The 20,818-nt window shown below is 38.4% G+C and carries 13 protein-coding genes and 4 pseudogenes; 12 read left to right on the top strand and 5 right to left on the bottom strand.

Annotation, left to right across the window (positions count from 1 at the left end; all coding sequences use genetic code 11):
• Positions 1–14 precede the first annotated feature (14 nt).
• The 5 genes and pseudogenes from BLW54_RS15610 (at position 15) to BLW54_RS15630 (ending at position 5,958) form a co-directional block, all read left to right on the top strand.
• Positions 15–1,520 carry a DUF1538 domain-containing protein gene (locus BLW54_RS15610; protein WP_074735708.1) on the top strand — a complete coding sequence of 502 codons (1,506 nt, stop codon included), beginning with the start codon at positions 15–17 and terminating at the stop codon, positions 1,518–1,520.
• Complete coding sequence (locus BLW54_RS15615) at positions 1,504–2,172, top strand: P-II family nitrogen regulator (RefSeq protein ID WP_035508030.1); 669 nt, start codon at positions 1,504–1,506, stop codon at positions 2,170–2,172. Before BLW54_RS15610 ends, BLW54_RS15615 begins: the two co-directional genes overlap by 17 nt.
• A 268-nt stretch (positions 2,173–2,440) precedes the next feature.
• A pseudogene (locus BLW54_RS21395) lies at positions 2,441–2,689 on the top strand (tyrosine-type recombinase/integrase); the annotation flags it as partial.
• A gap of 521 nt (positions 2,690–3,210) precedes the next feature.
• A pseudogene (locus tag BLW54_RS15625) lies at positions 3,211–5,066 on the top strand (cation:proton antiporter).
• Positions 5,067–5,682: 616 nt separating this feature from the next.
• Entirely contained in the window at positions 5,683–5,958 is a 276-nt protein-coding gene (locus BLW54_RS15630) for a hypothetical protein (RefSeq protein WP_035508037.1), read from the top strand.
• A 298-nt stretch (positions 5,959–6,256) separates the two neighbouring features.
• Here BLW54_RS15630 and BLW54_RS15635 read toward each other — a convergent pair whose 3' ends face one another.
• Together BLW54_RS15635 and BLW54_RS15640 are read right to left on the bottom strand one after the other, a co-directional pair.
• Complete coding sequence (locus tag BLW54_RS15635; RefSeq protein WP_035508040.1) at positions 6,257–7,753, bottom strand: potassium/proton antiporter; 1,497 nt, start codon at positions 7,751–7,753, stop codon at positions 6,257–6,259.
• 73 nt (positions 7,754–7,826) lie between these two features.
• Positions 7,827–8,006, bottom strand: a complete 180-nt coding sequence (locus BLW54_RS15640) for a hypothetical protein (RefSeq protein ID WP_392387199.1) — start codon at positions 8,004–8,006, stop codon at positions 7,827–7,829.
• Positions 8,007–8,523: 517 nt separating this feature from the next.
• Between BLW54_RS15640 and BLW54_RS21040 the strand changes: the two are divergent.
• Positions 8,524–8,667 (top strand): annotated as a pseudogene (locus BLW54_RS21040) (IS5/IS1182 family transposase); the annotation flags it as partial.
• A 284-nt stretch (positions 8,668–8,951) separates the two neighbouring features.
• Here the strand turns inward: BLW54_RS21040 and BLW54_RS15650 are convergent.
• On the bottom strand, positions 8,952–9,338 hold the full coding sequence (locus BLW54_RS15650; RefSeq protein WP_035508043.1) for a hypothetical protein: 387 nt from the start codon (positions 9,336–9,338) through the stop codon (positions 8,952–8,954).
• Between the two features lie 102 nt (positions 9,339–9,440).
• Here BLW54_RS15650 and BLW54_RS15655 point away from each other — a divergent pair.
• From BLW54_RS15655 to BLW54_RS20505, 4 genes and pseudogenes are all read left to right on the top strand, one after another.
• Positions 9,441–10,948: pseudogene (locus BLW54_RS15655) on the top strand (spore germination protein).
• Entirely contained in the window at positions 10,941–12,056 is a 1,116-nt protein-coding gene (locus BLW54_RS15660) for a GerAB/ArcD/ProY family transporter (protein ID WP_074735710.1), read from the top strand. The pseudogene BLW54_RS15655 and the gene BLW54_RS15660 overlap by 8 nt, the downstream one beginning before the upstream one ends.
• Positions 12,046–13,128, top strand: coding sequence for a Ger(x)C family spore germination protein (locus tag BLW54_RS15665; RefSeq protein WP_035508045.1), 1,083 nt, complete (start codon positions 12,046–12,048; stop codon positions 13,126–13,128). The genes BLW54_RS15660 and BLW54_RS15665 overlap by 11 nt, the downstream gene beginning before the upstream one ends.
• A 2,286-nt stretch (positions 13,129–15,414) precedes the next feature.
• A complete protein-coding gene (locus tag BLW54_RS20505; RefSeq protein WP_139254205.1) occupies positions 15,415–15,621 on the top strand; it encodes a hypothetical protein in 207 nt (68 codons plus the stop codon).
• 105 nt (positions 15,622–15,726) lie between these two features.
• On the opposite strand, the gene BLW54_RS15675 is transcribed toward BLW54_RS20505, so the two are convergent.
• Positions 15,727–17,055, bottom strand: coding sequence for an MmgE/PrpD family protein (locus BLW54_RS15675; RefSeq protein WP_074735713.1), 1,329 nt, complete (start codon positions 17,053–17,055; stop codon positions 15,727–15,729).
• Between the two features lie 41 nt (positions 17,056–17,096).
• Positions 17,097–17,954 (bottom strand): MurR/RpiR family transcriptional regulator, encoded by an 858-nt coding sequence (locus BLW54_RS15680; protein ID WP_167358829.1) that lies wholly within the window; start codon positions 17,952–17,954, stop codon positions 17,097–17,099.
• 183 nt (positions 17,955–18,137) lie between these two features.
• Between BLW54_RS15680 and BLW54_RS15685 the strand changes: the two genes are divergently transcribed.
• Positions 18,138–19,190, top strand: coding sequence for an ornithine cyclodeaminase family protein (locus tag BLW54_RS15685; protein ID WP_074735719.1), 1,053 nt, complete (start codon positions 18,138–18,140; stop codon positions 19,188–19,190).
• Positions 19,191–19,259: 69 nt separating this feature from the next.
• A complete protein-coding gene (locus BLW54_RS15690) occupies positions 19,260–20,807 on the top strand; it encodes an L-glutamate gamma-semialdehyde dehydrogenase (protein WP_074735722.1) in 1,548 nt (515 codons plus the stop codon).
• Positions 20,808–20,818: the final 11 nt, after the last annotated feature.

Genomic DNA, 20,818 nt, shown 5'->3' on the forward strand with positions numbered 1-20,818 from the left:
GGCTGAGAAAATAATTGAATGTATTGGTTTCAAAAGTAAAAGAAGTCTTATTTGCTGTCCTTCCTATAACTGCAATAGTTCTACTCCTTCATTTCACTTTAACGCCACTTGACCCTACTCTGATCATTCGCTTTATTATTGGAGCTATCCTGATCATTCTTGGACTGTCTGTATTTCTTATTGGAGTCGACATCGGAATTACACCTATTGGACAGACAATCGGGAAAGCAGTCGCCAAATCAAATAAAATTTGGATTGTTATCGTTGCGGGTTTACTGCTGGGCTTTTTCATTTCGATTGCGGAACCTGATTTGCACATTCTGGCCGGACAAGTTGAAATGGTTACATCAGGACTGATATCGAAAGTAATTCTAGTGATTGTTGTATCAATAGGAATTGGCCTGCTTATTGCTACCGGGCTTGTGCGAATTGTCTATAATTTCCCGCTTTATAAGCTGTTGACAATCTTGTATCTGATTATTTTAGTTCTTGCAGTATTTACCTCTCCGGAGTTTCTGGCAATTTCTTTTGATGCCTCAGGAGCGACCACGGGGGCCTTGACCGTACCTTTCATTCTGGCGCTTGCTTTAGGTATTTCCACATTAAAGAAAGACAGTAAAGCTTCCGAGAAGGATAGCTTTGGTTTAGTAGCTATTGCTTCAACGGGTGCCATTATTTCCGTGATGATCATGAATATTGTGATGCAAACTGACAAAATGACAGGGAGTTTAAATACAGAAGCACATGACTCAAATTCTATCTTTGGCCCTTTTTTACATGAAATTCCGATTATAACGTTTGAAATTATAATCGCACTGATACCGATTTTAATAGTTTTTCTTGTATTTCAGAAAAAATCGTTCAAAATGACTAAGAAGGCCGTCAGGAAAATTTTAATGGGAATGCTATTTACATTTATTGGGCTTGTCCTGTTTCTTGTAGGGGTAAATGCAGGATTCATGGACGTCGGGAGTGCAATGGGCTATAACCTGGCCTCCTTGGATAATAATGCGTATATTATTATGATATCCTTTGTTCTGGGTCTTGTTACAATTTTGGCTGAACCAGCTGTGCATGTTCTTACAAATCAGGTTGAGGATGTAACAAGTGGTTATGTGAAAAGGGCGGTCGTATTGAGTACACTGTCACTAGGTGTTGGGCTGGCGATTCTTTTATCCATGCTGAGAGTGCTGATTACAGACCTGGAGCTGTGGCATTTTCTGTTACCCGGATATATTATAGCGATTACGCTAACGTATTTTGCACCGAAATTGTTTGTAGGAATAGCTTTTGATTCAGGCGGGGTTGCTTCTGGGCCGATGACCGCAACTTTTATACTGGCGTTTGTCCAGGGAGCTGCCGGGGCGACTTCAGGAGCTGACGTTCTGGTGGATGGATTTGGCATGATTGCACTAGTTGCCATGACACCTTTGATAGCTTTACAGATTTTGGGGCTGGTATTTAAAATGAAATCAAAAAAGAGAAAAGGAGGAGTAGAGCACCATGTCGAGCAAAACTGATAGAGTGGAACTTGAATTAGTTTGTGTGATTGTGAACGTCGGCCTGGGAAGTAAAATAATGAAATCGGCTAAGAAACACGGGATCTCAGGTGGTACTGTGCTGGTTGGCAGAGGTACAGTAAAAAGTCGTGTTCTTGGTATGTTTGGAGTTACTAATGTGAAGAAGGAAATCATTTTAATGGGTTCCAATAAATTAACGGCATCTCAGGTTCTCGAAAAATTAAATGAGAAATTCAAGTTTAACAAGCCAAATCACGGCATTGCGTTTACTACTTCAGTGAATCAGATCTTTGGTGCAAGCAGTTTTAAAAGTGATCGTTTAATAGGAGGCGGAGGTGCAGATAATAAAATGTATCATGCTATCACGGTGATTATTGAAAAAGGAAATGCGGAAGAAGTCATTGATGCAGCAACCGAAGCTGGTTCAAAGGGCGGTACAATCATCAATGCAAGAGGCTCAGGGATACACGAAACCAGCAAAGTTTTCTCAATGGATATTGAACCCGAAAAGGAGATCGTGTTAATCCTTTCTGAACAGGATAGCACCGATGCGATTGTCTCATCAATCAGAAGAAAGCTCAAAATAGATGAGCCGGGCAACGGAATTATTTTTATACAGGATATTAATAGCACGTACGGATTGTATAAGTGATGTATTTGCTATCAGTATCTGCTTGCAAATTAAAAAGGTCACTGACTACGGTTGCAATTCGTGTAATCCGTAATCAGTGATCTTTTTTTATTAACCAGCAAAAGTATGGTGGATAATTCGAAAAACTCCTGGTATTTTTCAGGATGGTGGGCAAGTATTTCTTTCACTGCATTTTCATCCTAATCTATTCAATTCGTTTGCTGAAGTCTTACCTTAAGCAAAATAAGACCAGTTTCCCATGAATAATTGTGTCTTCCCCCATGCCTTCAGTATTGAGATTATCCGATATATTATTAAGATATATCCATACGCGCAGCTATTAATAAAGAAATACATCCTCATCAATTAAGGCGCAGTTATGCTACCCATATGCTTAAATAATGGAGCGCCAATCGAAGTTATCCAAAGCTTGTTAGGGTATGAGAAAAGTGAAACAACAAAAATTTATGCTCAATTAATTGGTAAATTAATTCTATCAAATGGTGTCAGGGAAAACGGGGAGACTCCTGTGGGATGAACATGATAGGTGAGCTCTCGGAAGACGAAGTCTGAGAAAGCTCACCACATGCCCACGGAAAGTGTTCGAATACGGAATCGCCCTGGTAGACACGACTGGCATAAGCAAAACAACCACGGAATGTGCTTTTTCATTCCTTGGATGTTTTGCTTATGACGCGAGTGTCTGGGCGATGGAGCTGAACGAGCCGTTTCCCTGACACCATCCCTGCATGCAAAAGTCTCGAAACTGAGTCTTCAAGAATAGGGAGCGATTGTTCAATATAAGCAATCGCTTTTCTACTAATGAGCAGTTACCGTGAAGACTTGTTCATTATGCAAAGTGTTTACATCCCACAAATTAGATTCGCTTCGCTTGTCATTTATCATTGTTGAATATATTTTTTAATGGTACATTTTGTGAAGTCTACTTTACACTATATATAAGCTAATAACTGCACTAATCATAGTGATTGGATAGAGATGAAAAACCACATTATTATAGGGTAGCTCCTGCTCTAATGAAAAGAAGGTGATAAACTGATGATCGATTCTCTTTTACTTGAATTTATGTTAATAGGGCTCCTAGGCGTAGGGTCACAATTGGTCTCCTGGAGGTTCAGGTTTCCTGCTATTGTACTCATGTCCGTTGCTGGTTTATTAGCTGGTCCTATCTTTGGATTGATAAATCCTGAAGAAGACTTTGGAGAATTATATAAACCAATTATTTCTTTGGCAGTTGCAGTTATCTTATTTGAGGGTAGTTTAAATCTAGACTTTAAGGAAGTAAAAGGTTTAGGAAGACCTGTTTTCCGAATAGTAACGTTTGGGGCTTTTATTAGTTGGAATTAGGGTCCCTCACTGCTCATTATATTGCAGGGTTGTCCTGGGCGGTCGCATTTACCATTGGGGGCTTATTCATTGTCACAGGGCCTACAGTCATCCTACCCTTGCTTAGACAGGCAAAGTTAAAACCAAGACCTGCAAAAATTTTAAAGTGGGAAGGAATCATTGTAGATCCGATTGGAGCGTTGCTTGCCGTTTTTGCTTTTGAAATTATTGTGTTTTTAACAGGTAATAATGAAAGTGCAACCAGTCTACTTTTATTCTTTGCAGCCTCATTATTTGCTGTTTTTTTAGGTTGGATATGTGGACGTTGTGTTGGATGGATGTTTGAAACTGGGTATGTTCCGGAGTTCCTTAAATCGCCTACCGTTTTGTCTATAGTTATTGCATGTTTTACAATTGCTGATGAAATCATGCATGAAACAGGGCTCCTATCCGTAACAGCAATGGGAATGACCCTTGCCAATATGCATATTTCATCTATAGCTGATATGCGACATTTCAAAGAGAATATCTCTCTCTTGTTGATTTCGACCATTTTTGTAATGCTAACAGCATCGCTAACTGTTGATACTCTCTTACAAATATTTAATGTACAAATCATCGGTTATGTCGCTTTAATGCTATTTGTTGTCCGGCCGATTTCAATATTCCTATCCACTATAAGAACTGACTTGTCAAATTCGGAAAAACTACTCGTTGGATGGATTGCTCCTAGAGGGATTGTTGCCCTTACTGTGGCCGGTTACTTTGCAAGTGTTTTACTGGGGGAAGGGTATGAAGACGCATCTATTCTTATTTCCCTGACTTTCGCGCTAGTATTTACGACGGTAGTAGCACACGGGTTCTCAATCGGCTGGCTTGCGAAGAAATTAGGCTTGTCATTGGAAGGCCCTCCGGGGGTTTTAATTATAGGCGGAAGTGCTTTTACAACAGGTTTAGCTAAAACGCTTGAGGAGTTGAAGGTCCCTGTATTGTTGACGGATTCATCATGGAAAAAACTGTCTCGTGCGCGGTCTAGAGGAATTAAGTCTTATCATGGAGAAATTTTATCTGAGCAGACAGAATATTATTTAAACATGACTCCTTATGATTACATGATTGCTGCTACAGAATTGGATTCTTATAATGCTCTTGTTTGCACAACTTTTGTTCCGGAATTTGGAAGGAACAACACCTTTCAATTAAGCTTAAGTAACAGAAAAGAGGATGACCTAGAGGAACTTGTCCATACTGTTCGTGGAAGGATTTTATTCAAAGAAGGGGCTTCCTGGGAAGAGTTAAATGCTAGAGTAGAGAACGGCTATGTATTTCGTAAAACGACCATTACCAATCAATACACGTTCGCACATTACTTGGAAGGTATTGATAAGCATTCTCTGTTGCTATTTGTAAAACGAAATACCGGTAACGTGGAATTTTTCAACCCTGAAACTAATCCTAAAGGGGAAAATGGTGATATTATTGTATCACTCATGCCTCCAATCAAGGAATTTGAAAAAATTCAAGAAAAGCTGAGGAGACATCATAAAGCTAACAATAGTAATATTTAATATAAGAAGGTCCGATGGGTTTATTGTTTTAGTAAAAACTCTGAAGCAAAAAATACAGGGAGGGGATCAATGAATAACTCAAAGTTGTGCTGCTGATAGAGAGCACGGAAATGGATCAATATGGGTGCATATCTTTTTGTTAATAGTAGGTATATGCATTAGTTACTTTTAATGCTAAAGTCGATCCTTTTTCAGATGTTTACTGTCTAAAAAATATTTCTAAGTCCAATTTATCTTGAAACCAAGTCTTAAACAATCGGGGGCATTACTGTAACTCCAAATGTGAATAAAGTGTAAGGAGGCTCTTAAAGTTTGGGGTTAGATTCTCAAGTCCATTTCTGTTATAGCATTAGGACCCATTAAACGACTCACCCCCTTGAATCGAGAAATCTGACACTACGTTATGTTATATCCCGAGAAAAGTTAACCATTTCTAATTATAAAGCTCAAACCCCAGGTGAAATAAATTCTATTTAACAACGTTTACATAGGAGAAGGTAGGATTTCTAAGAATTATTAAAACCTACTTCAGGTTTTGGTTCGTATACTATATACTGGCAGGAGATAAACCCATATTTAGATGGCAGAGACTGAAGTAGTTATAGGAGGGAATGTTATGAGAAAAGTAATTAAGGGGAAATTGTATGATACTGAACGTGCTACCCTTATTCATGAATATCAAAAATATGCGAATGTAAATAGCCCTTACGGACATACAAAAACATGGGTGAACGCCAAGTTATATAAAACGCAGAAAGGAAATTGGTTTGAGTTTGTTGAAGGGAAAAACACTTCTGATGTATTAAATAAACTAGACGAAGATAATGTGAAAGAGATTCTCTCCAATGACCCTGAAAAATATGAGAAGTTTTTTGAACTGGAAGATGCTTAAAGGGTTATAATATAAGATTCATCAAAATGAGGGTGTGGCGGGTAGTATTAATTATTGTATAAGCTGCGATTTTATGTAATTCCATCGTCGGTTCTATTATAAAAGCCTTCGGAAAAGAATTCGTGGTAAAATTCTATTTCGAATGTCTAAATATAAGCTTCTTACTTGAACCTTTCTTGGTTACCAGATTACAACCTCTATCCTGATAAAAACAGAAGCAGGGACTTCCTATAAGGAAGTTCCCTGCTTTTTTGAGCTGTTCCAATCTAACTCTTATACTCTATAACATTTTTTGGCTTCAACCTTTTTGTATACCAACATCCTTAGACCTTTTTTCCAATACTTTAGTGAGTTGTTCTTTATATTTTGACTCAACAAGTATATAAAGGAAATCCCCAGCCTCTACTTCTGTTTCTCCATAGGGTGTAATAACTTGGTTGTTTCTGATAATTGCATTTACATTTGAGTGATTAGGAAGAGATATCTCTCTCAATTTTTTTCCGACAACGGCAGATTCCTCGTTCGTTTGAAATTGAATCATCTCGGCGGCTACTTTTCCCATTGATATCAATTCGATCGAGTGGTGAGGTAAGTCTTTCTTCGGGCCAACTAAGTTCAGTTTTTTAGCAAACCAAGAGATAGTTGATCCTTGTACTAATGCGGAAGTTAATACAATAAAAAATACTATATTAAAGAGGGATTGACTATTTTCTAAACCTTCGACTATTGGAAATGTGGCTAAAACAATAGGAACGGCACCTCGTAAGCCTGCCCAGGATATAAACAGCTTTTCTTTTAAGGAATAGTTCATTTTTATTAAAGAAAGAAATACGGCAATCGGCCGAGCCACAAGGATTAACAACACAGATAGGATTAACCCTTCCAAAATGACCTGTGGAGAAAAGAGTTGCTCTGGGAATGCCAATAGCCCTAAAATGATAAACATAATAATTTGGGCCATCCAAGCGAATCCTTCGTTAAATTGGAAGATCGAGTAACGGTATGTTAATTCTCTGTTTCCAATTACTAACGCGGCTACGTAAACAGCTAAAAAGCCACTCCCACCGATAAATGCTGTAACTCCGTAAGTGACGAGCGCAAAAGCCACAGACAATATAGGATAAAGAGCGCTTGAACCTAATTTGATTCGGTTGATTGAAAAAGAAGCTAACCTTCCAAACAGGATGCCTAGAATTAATCCAAGCCCCATTTGTAAAAAGAATGTCGGAAATAACATCCAGAACGATTGATTTTCAATTGTTATTAGTTCTATGAAGGAAAGCGTTAAGAAAACAGCCATGGGATCATTGGTACCAGATTCGGCTTCGAGAGTGGCTCCCATCTTTGCCTTTATATTTCTTTCTTTTAGTGTGGCAAACACGGCGGCTGCGTCCGTTGAACCTACAATAGCGCCAAGTAACATTCCTTCTAAAAGTGTCAGATTAAATAACAGGTAAGCAGATAGTCCAATTAAGGAGGATGTAATCAAAACTCCTATGGTTGCTAGTGAGACAGATGGCAATACTACGGAACGGACAGTTGCCCATTTAGTATGAAGCCCACCTTCGAATAAGATAAGCACTAAAGCAAAAACTCCGATTACTTGTGCTATACTCGCATTATCGAAGTACACGATGCCTAATCCATCACTTCCAACCAGCATCCCTACAATGATAAAAAGTATGAGAGCAGGGACACCCCATCTGTTCGAAAACTTTGCTGCAAAAATACCACTGAAAAGTAAAAAAGCAGTGAGCAATAAAAATGCGTCTGTTCCAAAAGCATCAAAGAACATCTATTATAATAACTCCTTCAAAAATTTATTTTTAGAGCATAAGGTAGTACCCTTTAAAAGGTACTACCTTATTTTATAAGCCAATGATTTGTTTCAGCTCTTCTACATTGAGCATAGTCCATGAAAAGTCAATCCAATAATTTGTCCAATCTACACCGGTATAAACTCCAGCAAAATAGATTCCACCGAAAAGAATGAGGTATATTGAAACGATTACTGAAATGTACTCTAACAATTCTCTATTGTTTTTCACTTTCATTCCCCTTTGAATTTGGATTTTTTAAATCAAATCCATCGGGTGCTATGTAAAGTTAGATTGATATCTTACTGGCAACAAAAAGCCATTTACTTCCTTAAAGTCCTCGTATAAAGCATCTGGATTAATAGTCCCTGTTTGTTTTTTGAAATGTACAGGATGACTAATTGGGAATAAAGGATCAGAAGGGTCAGAAGTAATAGGAAAGAGGGGGAGAGCTTTGTTTATAATGGCTTTATGTCCAGCATAGTATTGATTGGATGTGATTTTTTCATCTGATGTGTACGTGATCGAAAGACTATGTAACTTTTCGATAGGTACATTAACCAGTGTGAAAAGCAGTATAAAGTGGACCAGTAAAACTTTGATTAACTTAATAGAAAACCCCTCCTTCCACCACCATTATAACAATAAAATGGTAGTTTAAGATACGTTTGCTATTGAATGTTTCCTTTTAGATTACCTTTCAAATCCTGGGAGAATTCAGTTCCTATTAGAGAGGTATTAGATAGAATATTTTATGTTGAATAATGGCCGTCACAGAAAAGGACCAAAGGGTAAGATGACTTTTCAGCTCGTGACGTTGGTTTATAATGCATCAAAATTAGTTGTCGACCGCATAAACAGCAGGAAAAATCAGAAAGTGATTGCCTCGTAAATTAAAAAATGCATTTATCCAAATTCTGAAGGACTGAACTAAATGGATGAAAGTATCCTTTTCCTTCAATAACTTCAAATTGATTTTCAACTTCAATTTAAGGTGGCCATGTATATATCCCCTGTCCATGCCTGTATTGGTACAATGGTTGTAAAGTTAATCTTGCTTATTCATTCTCCCCGTGAAAAAAGGTGCACATCCTCCCTTGCTGATGTCCCTAATGACAAACCATCAGATGTAAGACCTAATTTCCCCCTATGTTCGATAAAAGCTTCTGTAAATCTTCAAAAAAATCTGCATTGCTGAACACCATTCTCTCTAATATCCCTTGCTAAATTAATGATGGGCTCCAGTGTCTTATCTTCATTAATCAACTTGGAATATTCCTGCAGTGAAAGCGCCATGCTATTCTGAATATATGGCGTCCAGAGCAGGACTATTTCATTAGCTGTTAACATTTTTTTCGCATGTCGGTTTTCCTCCTTAATTATTTGTGGCTGTCTCATATCCTTATCTTTCGCCTCTTCTTTATACAGCAGCAGCCCAGGCAGAAGCATTAAATTCACTAAAAATATATAGATCAATACTTTGGTTAACCAATCGATTATGAAAATTATGGATATTAATATCAGGGTGACAATATGTAATGGAGATATATAGACATATATCATACGTGACCTCCCTGTATTTTTAGAGTTTCCAACAAGGTATAAATCATTTACAGGATGTGGATGATAATAATTAGAAGTCACACGAGAAGTAAGGGGTTCATCATGTGGAAATGGAAAAGGAAAGAAAAAAGCTCTACGGAACAAACACAGCAAAAATCGAATCAAAAAAAGTCCCTTACTGAATTCATTCAATCCCTACAAAAATCAGAGGACTTCATACGCTATAGTCTTGGGGGAGAAGAGTGCACGGTCTATTATATAAAGACAATGAGTGATTCAAAAATTCTGAATCGGAGTGTACTTCCAATCCTTAACGATGAGACCTTTCAAAGTTTAGAAGGTATTAAGCAACATATACCTGTAGAAAATATGACAGTGACGGAAGATATTACTCTTATTCAAGAGAAAGTGATGTTTGGTTATATTATGGTCCAGCTCCACCATTCTGCTCAAGAGGTTCTCCTTATTCCGGCCGTATCCCTTGAGTCGAGAAGTGTTAGTATCCCAGAAGTGGAATTCAGTGTGGTCGGACCTAAAGAGGCATTTGTCGAAAACATTAACACGAATATAAATCTCATTCGAAAACGAATGCCTTTGCCACAGCTTACTATTAAAGAACTCAAAATAGGAAAAGTAACGAAGTCTCGTGTTGCTGTGATCTTTCTGGATGGGGTGGTTGATCCAGAAAATGTCGAAACCGTAACTCAACGTTTGAAGGATATTGAGTACGATCAGATAATTGATAGCTCATTCATTACACAAATCATTGACGATAACTCTAACTCTCCTTTTCCGCAATTTCTTGACACAGAGCGGCCGGACCGGGTGGTGTCGAACTTAATTGAGGGAAAAGTGGCAATTATGGTCGATGGCGCTCCTCATGCGTTAACTTGCCCAACAACGGTTGTTGAGCTTTTCGGAGCCTCCGATGATTATTTTCTTCCATGGCATTTAGCGACTGTATTTCGTTTAATTCGATTATTTGCGGTAATATTTTCTGTTTTGAGTACACCTCTTTATGTAGCTGTACTTACCTACCATCATGAGATGATTCCTGGTGAGTTGATGGCGACAATCGTTTCTAGCAGATCTGATATTCCATTTTCACCGATATTAGAAGTAATTGTATTAGAACTAACGATTGAGCTATTAAGAGAAGCAGGAGCAAGGCTCCCGACGAAAATCGGGCAAACGATCGGTATCGTAGGTGGTATTGTCATCGGAACAGCTGCCGTCGATGCGGGTCTGACAAGTAATGTCTTACTGATTATCGTTGCCTTAAGTGCACTTGCCTCATTTACGACGCCTATTTATCAGATTGGTAACACCATTCGCTTGATCCGGTTCCCATTTATCATTGGTGCCCAGATGTGGGGATTGATCGGTGTGTCCATGTGTATGGTTTTTTTATCGGCCATTTAGTCAAATTACAATCGATCGGTCGTCCATTTTTCGAACCGATCTATCCATTACGAATCCATGATTTGAAAGACTCGTTCATACGGTTACCTTTCAGTAAGCAGACAGAACGGCCAACTTTATTGCGTACCAAAGATTCTCAAAGGATGGATGCATCCCGTGTGAATGCAAAGAGGGATATTGATGAATAGATTAAACAGCACTCCTGGCTGGAATATTCCCATTAATTATTTAATAACCCCTATGTATGTACTCTTTTTGATTCACAGTATGCAAATCGGGGTCGGAATTCTTGGGTTTGAAAAGTACCTGGTAGAAAAAGCAGGATACGATGCCTGGATTTCTTTATTGATTGCCGGAGGGTTCATGCATATTATTCTTTGGATGATCTACCGCTTCCTTCAAAATGGAGGTGGAGATATTGTCCAAATTCATAAGAATGTTTTTGGAAAGTATATCGGCTGGTTCTTAAGTCTTGTTTTTAGTTTGTATTTCCTCTTATTAACCTTTAACGTCATCATCACATTCACAGAGGTCATTAAAGTATGGGTGTTTCCTGATCTGCAAGTTTGGATATTCTTATTTTTCCTCCTTGCTCTTGTCTACTATCTTGTCTCAGGAGGAGTCCGGGTGATTACAGGGATTTGCCTGATCAGCGTTTTCATTGGGCTCCCACTCTTTCTATTGAAATACTTCCCGGTTCAGGCAGGTCATTCGATGAATGTATCTCCGATGATCAGTCATAGTGTTACAGACATTTTAGCGGCAACAAAACAGAGTGTATTGAGTTTTCTTGGTTTTGAATTCCTGTTGATCTTTTATCCATTTATTAAAGAACCAGCTAAGTCCAAAAAATGGGCGCATTTTGCAGTTTTTTATACGACGATGATTTATTTGATTAGTCTACTTGTTACATTTGTTTATTTTAATGAAAAACAACTGAAACAGGTGGTATGGGGGACAATATCAACCTGGAAAATCGTTGAACTTCCTTTTATTGAACGATTTGAGTATATAGGGATTGCGATGTGGTTGTATGTCATCTTACCAAATATTTGCCTAGGTTTATGGGGAGCGACGAAGATTCCGAAACGCGTGTTTAATATAAAACAGAAATACGTATTAATTGTGTTCCTCCTTGTAATTTTCTTTCCTGCGGCGATGATCGATGGCCGTTCAGTCATTAATATGGTAAATAATTTTTCCAGTCAGGCTGGCTTTTATGTTTTACTTTATATCCCTGTCCTGCTTGTACTCAAAACTATCTCAGACAAAGTGAGGAAGAGACGTGAAGGCTAAAAATTTTCTTGTATTACTAATTTCAATGTCCTTACTATCAGGGTGTATGCAGCATACAAGTGTAGAAGAGAATGCGATAATCCAAATGGCAGGGTATGACAAAGGGGAAAATAAGCGAATCCGAGGGACTATGTTGATTCCTCAATATGGAAGCAGCGAAAGTAAGTCCGCTACAAGCGAAGTTTATTTGACAGCTAATGGTGACGGAGTTAAGGAAGTGGAAAAGGAGATTCAAAAGCAATCTTCAAAACCGATTTCTATTGGGAAACTTTCTGTAACGCTTTATAGCAAGGAGCTGGCTGAAGGGGGAATATCCGATATTATTGACATTTTGAGTCGTGACCCACGAATGAGCCGAAACATGTATCTGGGAATTGTGGATGGAGAGGCGATAGATTTAATTGAAAGTCAGTATCCCCAGGAAGACACAACCTACAAACAATTGGAAGATTTAATTAAAAATAATGCGCGTTTCAATTTTCCTATGACGAATCTCCACGATTTTCTCTACTCCTATTATGCTCAAGGGATGGATGCATTCCTCCCGCTTATTACAAAAAAAGAAGCAAATGTTGAACTTTCCGGACTAGCTTTTTTTAAGGGGGGGACCGTAGTAAGTACCATACCAGATTCCAATGTCTTTACGTATAAAATGCTTAATGAAAACTTTAAAAGAGGAATGCAGAATATCCCCTACAAAGACGGAACGATTATGTTGGATAATATTGGTTCATCTGTAGAATACGAATTGAAGAATGGGTTGGGTGAACCCAAATTCGATATCAGGGTCAATATTAAAGCAGAAGTCAATGAAATGGTCGGAGTGGACAGGGAAGCAAATCCTTCTTTGATGAAAGAGTTGGAAGAGGTATCTGTGGAATTTTTCGAAACCAATGCCAATGAGCTGATACAAATGTTCAAAGAGAAGGAAATCGATCCACTTGGGTTAGGGAACTTTGCGAAAACAAGAAAAAGGGATTTTGATCTTACCAAATGGAAGGATAATTATTCTGACCTTAAAGTCAATGTGAAAGTAAATGTAGAGATTACGGAATACGGCATATTCTCCTAAGAAACATGCCTGATAGAAAATACAAGCTACTTAACTTCTGATAGCGAACCAAGGTTGGATTGTGTTACTTGGCTAAATCCAATGGAGAGGAGATTCTCCATTGGATAAGAGCAAAGTTCTTTAAGCAATTTTTTGAAGTATTGCATTACTAGGGTTTGTACAAATTCTAAATGGGAAGATAATAAATGGTTTCATGTTTATTGTTCTGGAAATTTTTATTAACGTTAAATCTAATTTTAATGAAGTTATTTAAGTTTACCCATGCGCGTATATGTTTGCAATGTGGGATGCATATAAAGATGCTGTTGGTGGAAAGGAACCATTTGCATTCTTTTTATTTGTTTTTCCAGCTTTTACAATTACAGACTGATATAGTTAAAGATAACACCAAATTTTTTAGAATTTTTCAGATAATATATCCAAAATGTTTAATTTTTTATACAAAGGGTACAAATAAAGAGACACAGGATTGGGTTGGGGCTTTCATGCCCTTTTTCTTATGTTTAAGACCGTTATCCCAGTTTCATTATCAACACTTCCTTCATCCTGAATGACAAGGATGTCTTATTTGTGAAGTTCATTTAATGCCATGTTTGGGGGGCGATGCCTCTGACTGGATATTCTTCAATAATACTGATATAAGTGAGCGAGTACATTTTCACTTTCACCATTGAAGTTGATGCTCAATAATATTCTGTTGCACTATATGGAAATTCCTCGACCTTAACCTCGGCGGGGATCTTTTATGTATTTATTAAATCTAAGATCATCAATATTGTAAAAATTCCACAGGTGGTACATAGAAACATTCGTGTTGTGGAAGTCTGCAAAAACCATGTCCTTAGGTGAGTCACAATTGAAATGTTTGTTGGTGCCCACTTGAGATTAAGAAAAGCTTTAATATTCACCAGCGTAACTCTTCATGTTCAATAGCCTCGGGATCCCAGAAACAATTTTAGCTCATTATGAAGAAAGGCATATTATATTGGGGTCACTTTCCTTAGTGCTTCTTTCATCCATCACATTAACCTCCATATCACAATTCAGTTCTTTAATTCCCTCCACAAAGCTTCCTCTGAAGACTCGCGGTCTTTAAGTTTCCAATCTGGAAATTCCCGGTTAAGCCCAAGTGACATTGTTGGAGTACTTAAAGCACATAGAATATGTTTGTCCCTTTCAATAACTTCCCAACTGCCCCTATACTTTAATAATTGGATTTAATGCATTCCCTACTTTGGTAATAAGAATGAAGTATTCTTATATATAATTAATGAGTGAATGGATATGTTTTTAAAGATGGACAGTTTAATGGAAGAAACTCGAGAAAATAGAAGTGGAAACGGGGTGGTTGGGGCAGAAAATGGGGCAGAATTTCATTATTATTGCCCCATTTATAACTTAAGATATCCATTTTAATCATAAAGAACGTTGACTTAATAGTGTTCTGTCATAGTCCATCTTATGCATTCCTACCTACTCCAACAGCCTTCTAAGCTGTTGGTCTTTTTGTTGACGGCATTCTAAACCAATTCGTCAAGGAGAATGTGACTTTTAAAAAGTCACAAGAAAAGTAACGGGGGACAATAATCACTCGATGTGTATGGTGGAGTGATTGTGGTTTTGCTTCATTAATAAATTCTAAGTGGAGGATACTTGTGAGGTTTTAGAACCTCACAGAAAACCTCACGAATCGGAAAAGTTCTCTGAAATTACACGAACACATGTTCTGTTTTGCCTGTGTGATTAACACGAATTTAAGGTGAATCACGGAGATGAAAAGTGGGGGAAAACTCTTTCAAGTATGGGCGGCATGATGTAATAACGCCCGAAATCCTATTATGAAGGGATTTATACCCTTATGTAATCTTTGATTGACATACTTCTTGTCATTCTAAATAGACAAAACATCATATATTCTAGTTACCCTCTCATGAGTTCGCTGAACTTTTGAGAGGCTTTTTCTTACATGGTTTCAGTAATTTGCGAATAAATCGTGGCATGATTTAAGATTGGTTGATTTATATCCAATTCCTGATTAAGAGGGAAGTTGCAAGGGAGAGATTTAAAAAACACTTATCATATTAAATATAATTAAATACGAGCTGTGAATTTGTGAAGGATTATTATATATCAAGCACATAACTATTTCTAATGTATTGAAGTGATAATATTACTTAGTATCTATTTTCATAAGTGAAAATTTGTCCTCAAATTTCTCCACCAGTATTTTGCTAAGTATGAACATTACATACGTAAGTTCCTTTTTCCAGAAGTCCTAGCAAGTCATTGATATCATTTACTCCTACATTCTTTTCTTCGATTTCCTTACTTGTAATAATACCAGTAACCGATGCCTACTGTGGGATTGGTATTTTTGCCAATGAGAAAGCTAGAAAGGTGGTCCACGTAGAGGCAAATAAATATGCGGTTCGAGATGCTATCCCGAATACAAAGCGTAATGGTGTGAAAAATTTAGCTAAAATTGTAGATTGACGTCGAACAGTGCTTATAATCATTCATTAGTTGCAGGGAACGTATGGTAGAGTATCATCATTTTTTTACAGACATATCGTCTTGTGAAGGAAACGATTGTCGTTTCTACAACGATCTAATCAGTTCATTTAAATCTTCAATATCTTCAAGATTACGAATAGAATCAATGATTTGTTCACGTCTATTTTGAGCGTAATAATTGTGGGAGCACATGTGAAACTTGTCTTCGATATCCTTCCAGGAAAACGGCCTTTCCGGATCACCCTTTGTATGATAGATTTCCTCTGTAAAAGTTGTGCCATCCTTTATTTTTATGATGACCCTTGCTGGACGAGTTTCTGGAAAATGGCGTTCTAAGTCAGGGGCATGAACTAAATGTACTTTATTTATAAGAGACATGATATCTTCATCATTTAAGTGATCCTCGGCTACATGAATAGGAGCAACATCCCCATGAACAAGAGCGCAAGCAAGTGTATAGGGGATGCTGTATTGTGCTTCGACACTTGTGGTAGGCTTTTTATGATCTAGGGTTAGTGCCTTGTCAAAACTCTGCACAGTAATGGTTTGTACATCTGAATGAGAAAAAGGGTTATTATTACGAATTTTTAAGGCAGCGGTGATAGGGGAGTGCGTCCACTTGCATGAAGGAAAGGGTTTGAAATATACATGATTGATTTCATATCTATCTCCTAAGTCTCGGAAAACTTTCGTACTATTTTCCTTGTAAATATCTTTGTCTAACAAAATATCATCGGGTCCTGTAAAGCCCTGGTTCGATAATAACAACGATGATAATGCTGTAACAGAGCCCCATCCTACGCTCTCCTTCGTCATAGAACCGTTTGAAATAGATTTTCCACATTGAGCCGTAGGTCCATGAACTTCACATATGGTAAGAGCGTTTTTAGTACTTTCTTGATTCAACTTCATAAGTTTTGCACCAGCAGCTGCGGCTCCAAATAAAGCCCATCCTCCAGATCCATAAAAACGACTGTCATGATGAGAGTTCATTACAATGCCACAGCGAATCGCAATTTCATAACCGCAAATAATCGAAAGCAGCCAATCCCTGCCGTGAACTTTCTCTAATAGATCACTAATTGTCCACAATGTAGAGATTACAGTAGACCCAGGATGACCTACAGGCTGGCGATGACCATCATCATAATCAAGAGCACTAGCTTGGGTAGCATTCGTAAAGACAGCTGCAAATGGTGAGGTTTTCTCCTCCTCTCCAATCACCTTGCATCTGCCTGCTCCCTGTGTTGCTTTGAAAGCTTGTCTACTTATCCGATAGGCTTTTTCATATTTACCAGCGTAAACACACCCCAACCAATCCAACACACACTTTTTGGCTGTCTCAATAGAATCTTCGGATAAACTTTTATACTCTGTATTCTGTAAAAAGTTTACGATATGTTGAACGACCAACTCCTATTCCCCCTTCTTTTGAAGTATGCTAGAAAATTCCTTTAAGAGCTAGTAATATTCCTTTCTCTTAAAACTTTCCCCAATTCATCGAGATGACTGATGGAAGTGTCAGATTTATTTCGACCAAATTCAATGACAAGAGATTCTAATAGGGCAATGGCAGGGAGAATAGTGTATTGGTTTTTGCTACTTTTTGTGTTGAGAACAATAGAACTATATGAAGCAGCTGGGCATGATGGGAGGTCGGTGATGAGGATAATGGATACACCTCTTTCATGCAGAAATTTTGCTACTTCTACACTTTGTATGGTGTAAGGGGCGTTAGCAACTAGAACGAGTGTATCTTTTTCTGTGAGACGGGAGGCACGATCATAAATAAAATCACTCTCGTGGCTGAGCTGGATGATATGGGGATAAAATTCTTCCATCAAATGACCAAAATATACAGCTGGGGCTTTAGAAGTACGTAATCCGAGTACACTGATTTTTTCAGACTGCACCATTAGCTCAACGGCCTGGTCAAATTCATACATAAGGGACTTCGTAATGGTTTGCTCTAATAATTTTGTAATCTCACTCCATACATCAGTCAAAATATGTTCTTTTTGATTATCCTCAAATGATTTCTGCATGTGCCACCAAGTAGCACGGGTTGCCACAACTTCTTTGTGGATGGCTTTTCTTAATTCTAGATAGCTTTCAAAACCTAAAGCTTTCACTACTCTCATGATAGTAGAAACGCCTACATCTGCCTTATGGGAAAGGTCGGATAGCGTATATGTTTCAATAGAATCGTAGTGTTCTACCAAGTAATCACAGACCTGCTTTTGTTTTTTGGGCAGTTCTTCTTTGATATCAATGATATTTTTCTGGATGTGCTTTTTCGTGGGATTGCTCACTTTATCACCTTTCATATTTATAAATTTGAAAAGCTTCCTCATTCTCTATTCCCAGTATACCAAAAGCATGGCTAGGTGTTAAGGATTAAAATTGTTCATTTTTAAAATTTATGGTTGCATACACTCCTTATGGCTAGTATTCTAAAGGTGTTAAATATTTCTGTAAATTTAGGAGGCGCAAATATGAGTACGGAAACGGCTACGAATCAGGAAGTAAATGTGCGTTGGTTGTCACAGGAAGAGTGTATTGAAGCCGGGGCGAAAAACATGGATATGATTCTTGAGTATGTGGAGAAGGTAAATTACTGGTTGGCTGAGGGGAAAGTGGTAGAACCTGAATTGCTGCATCTTCTCTGGGAAGAGGGCAATTACTCAGGTAAACGAATTGGTGTCCACGCAGCGTTGGTGCGTTCTGAAGAAATGAAAGTGGCGGCTGTTAAAGGGATTCCAAGTAATCCTATGAATCCAGTTAACTATCAGTCACCACGATCCAATGGCATGATCATTCTCTACAATGATGATACAGGATATCCTTTCGCTGTGATGGATGACACGATTGTAAGCGCTCTCAGAACGGGAGCTTCCAGTGCGTTGGGAGCTAAATATTGTGCCCGTCCTGACTCAGAAACAATAGGACTCGTGGGATGCGGCGTTATTCAAAACGCTCATATTGAGGCAACCAGCAAAGTCATGAACCATATCAAAACCGTTAAACTCTATGATCTCAATCAAGATAAAGCTCGTCAGTTTGCTGATAAATGGGAACACTTAGGCTACAATTTTGAAATTTGCGATGATATCGAACAAGCCGTTGCACCTTCTGATATTGTTTATACAGCGACCAACGTTAATTTAGGAAATGAGTATATACCTAAGGAATGGATAAAGAAGGGATCCTTCCATTCAGGTGTATCGATGTGGGATCACACAAATGAGGCTATTCTTGAAGGATTCAATAAATATTGTATGGATTATAAGCTGAGGCTTAAAGATGATAAATATCCACTTTCTGAGCTGACTAAAGCCGGCAAACTTAAGGAAGATGATATCTCTGAATTAGGGCAAGTGATGATGAAAAAACAAGTTTGTCGGGAGCATGAAGATGATGCTGTCTTCTTTGTTACCCTCGGGATTTGTGCCACGGACACAGCAAACAGCTATCGCATTTATCAGAATGCTAAGGAAAGAGGATTAGGTACTAACGTTAAGCTCTGGTCAACTCCAGCTATGTTTTAGATCTCAACATAAAAGGAGGGAGCGTTCGATCCCTCCTTCCATTATCAATCTAGTAAAGGGGTGAAGACGGTGGCAATTGCATCGTTTGTGAATGAAACAAACATAAATTGGAACGAAGCGGAGAATGAAAAGGTTCTTAGGGAAAAAATTTATGAAGTTCAGGCACGCTTTTCTGCCCATTATCCACTAGTGATCGGTGGAGAGCGGGTATATAAAGAGGATGAAAAACTTTCCTATAATCCTTCCAATCATGAGCAGGTCGTAGGTTATGTGAGTCAAGCTGCAAAAGAGGATATTGATGAAGCGATATTTTCGGCAAGAAATGCATCGCTTTCCTGGGGGTTGAAATCTTTCAGAGAGAGGGCCAGCTATATTTTTAAAATGGCTCAAGAGATTCGAAAAAGAAAATCCGAACTAATTGCTTGGCATGTGATGGAAGCAGGAAAGAATTGGGATGAATCCGAAGGTGACATTAATGAAGCCATTGATTTTCTTGAAATGTACGGAAGAAAAGCCATTGAGCTTGGAGAAGAAACGGATCTAAAGAAGGAGCAGCGTCTTGATAATCGAATGGAATATTTGCCACTTGGAACGGGTGTGATCATCCCTCCGTGGAATTTCCCTTTTGCCATTCTTACAGGTATGACAGCCTCAGCCATTGTGACGGGAAATACGGTTCTTGTCAAACCTTCTTCCGCGACACCGGTCATCGGTTATCAGTTCATGGAAATTCTAGAGGAAGTAGGCTTTCCTCCTGGTGTTGTTAATTTTGTCCCAGGATCTTCAAGAAAGATTGGGGACTATATGGTAGGTCATCGTGATGTGAACTTTGTGTCCTTTACGGGTTCTAAAGAGGTCGGGGTTCACATCGATGAAGTAGCTCATAGGAGAGTTGAAGGGCAACGATGGATCAAACGAGTCATTTCTGAGATGGGAGGAAAAGACGGTATTGTCGTTGACCAGTCTGCAGACTTGGAGGAAGCAGCCCAAGCCATTGTAACTTCCGCGTTTGGGTTTCAAGGTCAGAAATGTTCAGCAGGATCTCGGGCGATTATTCATGAGGACGTATATGATTCATTAACTGAGAAAGTGGTTTCCTTGACGACGCAATTATCAAAAGGTTCTCCAGTTGAAAATAATGAGGCTGGACCAGTCATCGACAGAGCCTCCTTTGATAAAATCTCTCAATATATTGAAAGAGGTATGAAAGAAGCAGACCTCATCGAAGGGGGAGGGACGGATGATAGTTATGGATATTATATCGATCCGACCATTTTCACTAATGCCCCTTATGAATCTGCCATCATGAAGGAAGAGATTTTCGGACCCGTACTGGCTATGACAAAAGTTTCTTCTTTTGAAGAAGGAATCGATGTTTTTAATAATACTGAATATGGCCTGACAGGATCGTTGTTCACTCGCAACCGTGATCATATCGAGTACGCCAGACGCTTTATGACATGTGGGAATTTGTTTTTCAATGGGAAATGTACAGGAGCCGTTGTTGGCGTCCAGCCTTTTGGAGGTTATTATATGTCCGGCACTGGAGCCAAAACAGGAACGCTTGATTACTTGAAACATTTTGTACAAACGAAGACCACCTCTGAAATTTTATGATAATTGCATGA

Source organism: Halobacillus karajensis, assembly GCF_900108515.1.
GTDB lineage: Bacteria > Bacillota > Bacilli > Bacillales > Halobacillaceae > Halobacillus > Halobacillus karajensis.

Coding starts and splice junctions, on each gene's coding strand:
- BLW54_RS15615 (WP_035508030.1), top strand. CDS start 1,504: ATGTCGAGCAAAACTGATAGAGTGGAACTTGAATTAGTTTGTGTGATT.
- BLW54_RS15630 (WP_035508037.1), top strand. CDS start 5,683: ATGAGAAAAGTAATTAAGGGGAAATTGTATGATACTGAACGTGCTACC.
- BLW54_RS15635 (WP_035508040.1), bottom strand. CDS start 7,753: ATGTTCTTTGATGCTTTTGGAACAGACGCATTTTTATTGCTCACTGCT.
- BLW54_RS15650 (WP_035508043.1), bottom strand. CDS start 9,338: ATGATATATGTCTATATATCTCCATTACATATTGTCACCCTGATATTA.
- BLW54_RS15660 (WP_074735710.1), top strand. CDS start 10,941: ATGAATAGATTAAACAGCACTCCTGGCTGGAATATTCCCATTAATTAT.
- BLW54_RS15685 (WP_074735719.1), top strand. CDS start 18,138: ATGAGTACGGAAACGGCTACGAATCAGGAAGTAAATGTGCGTTGGTTG.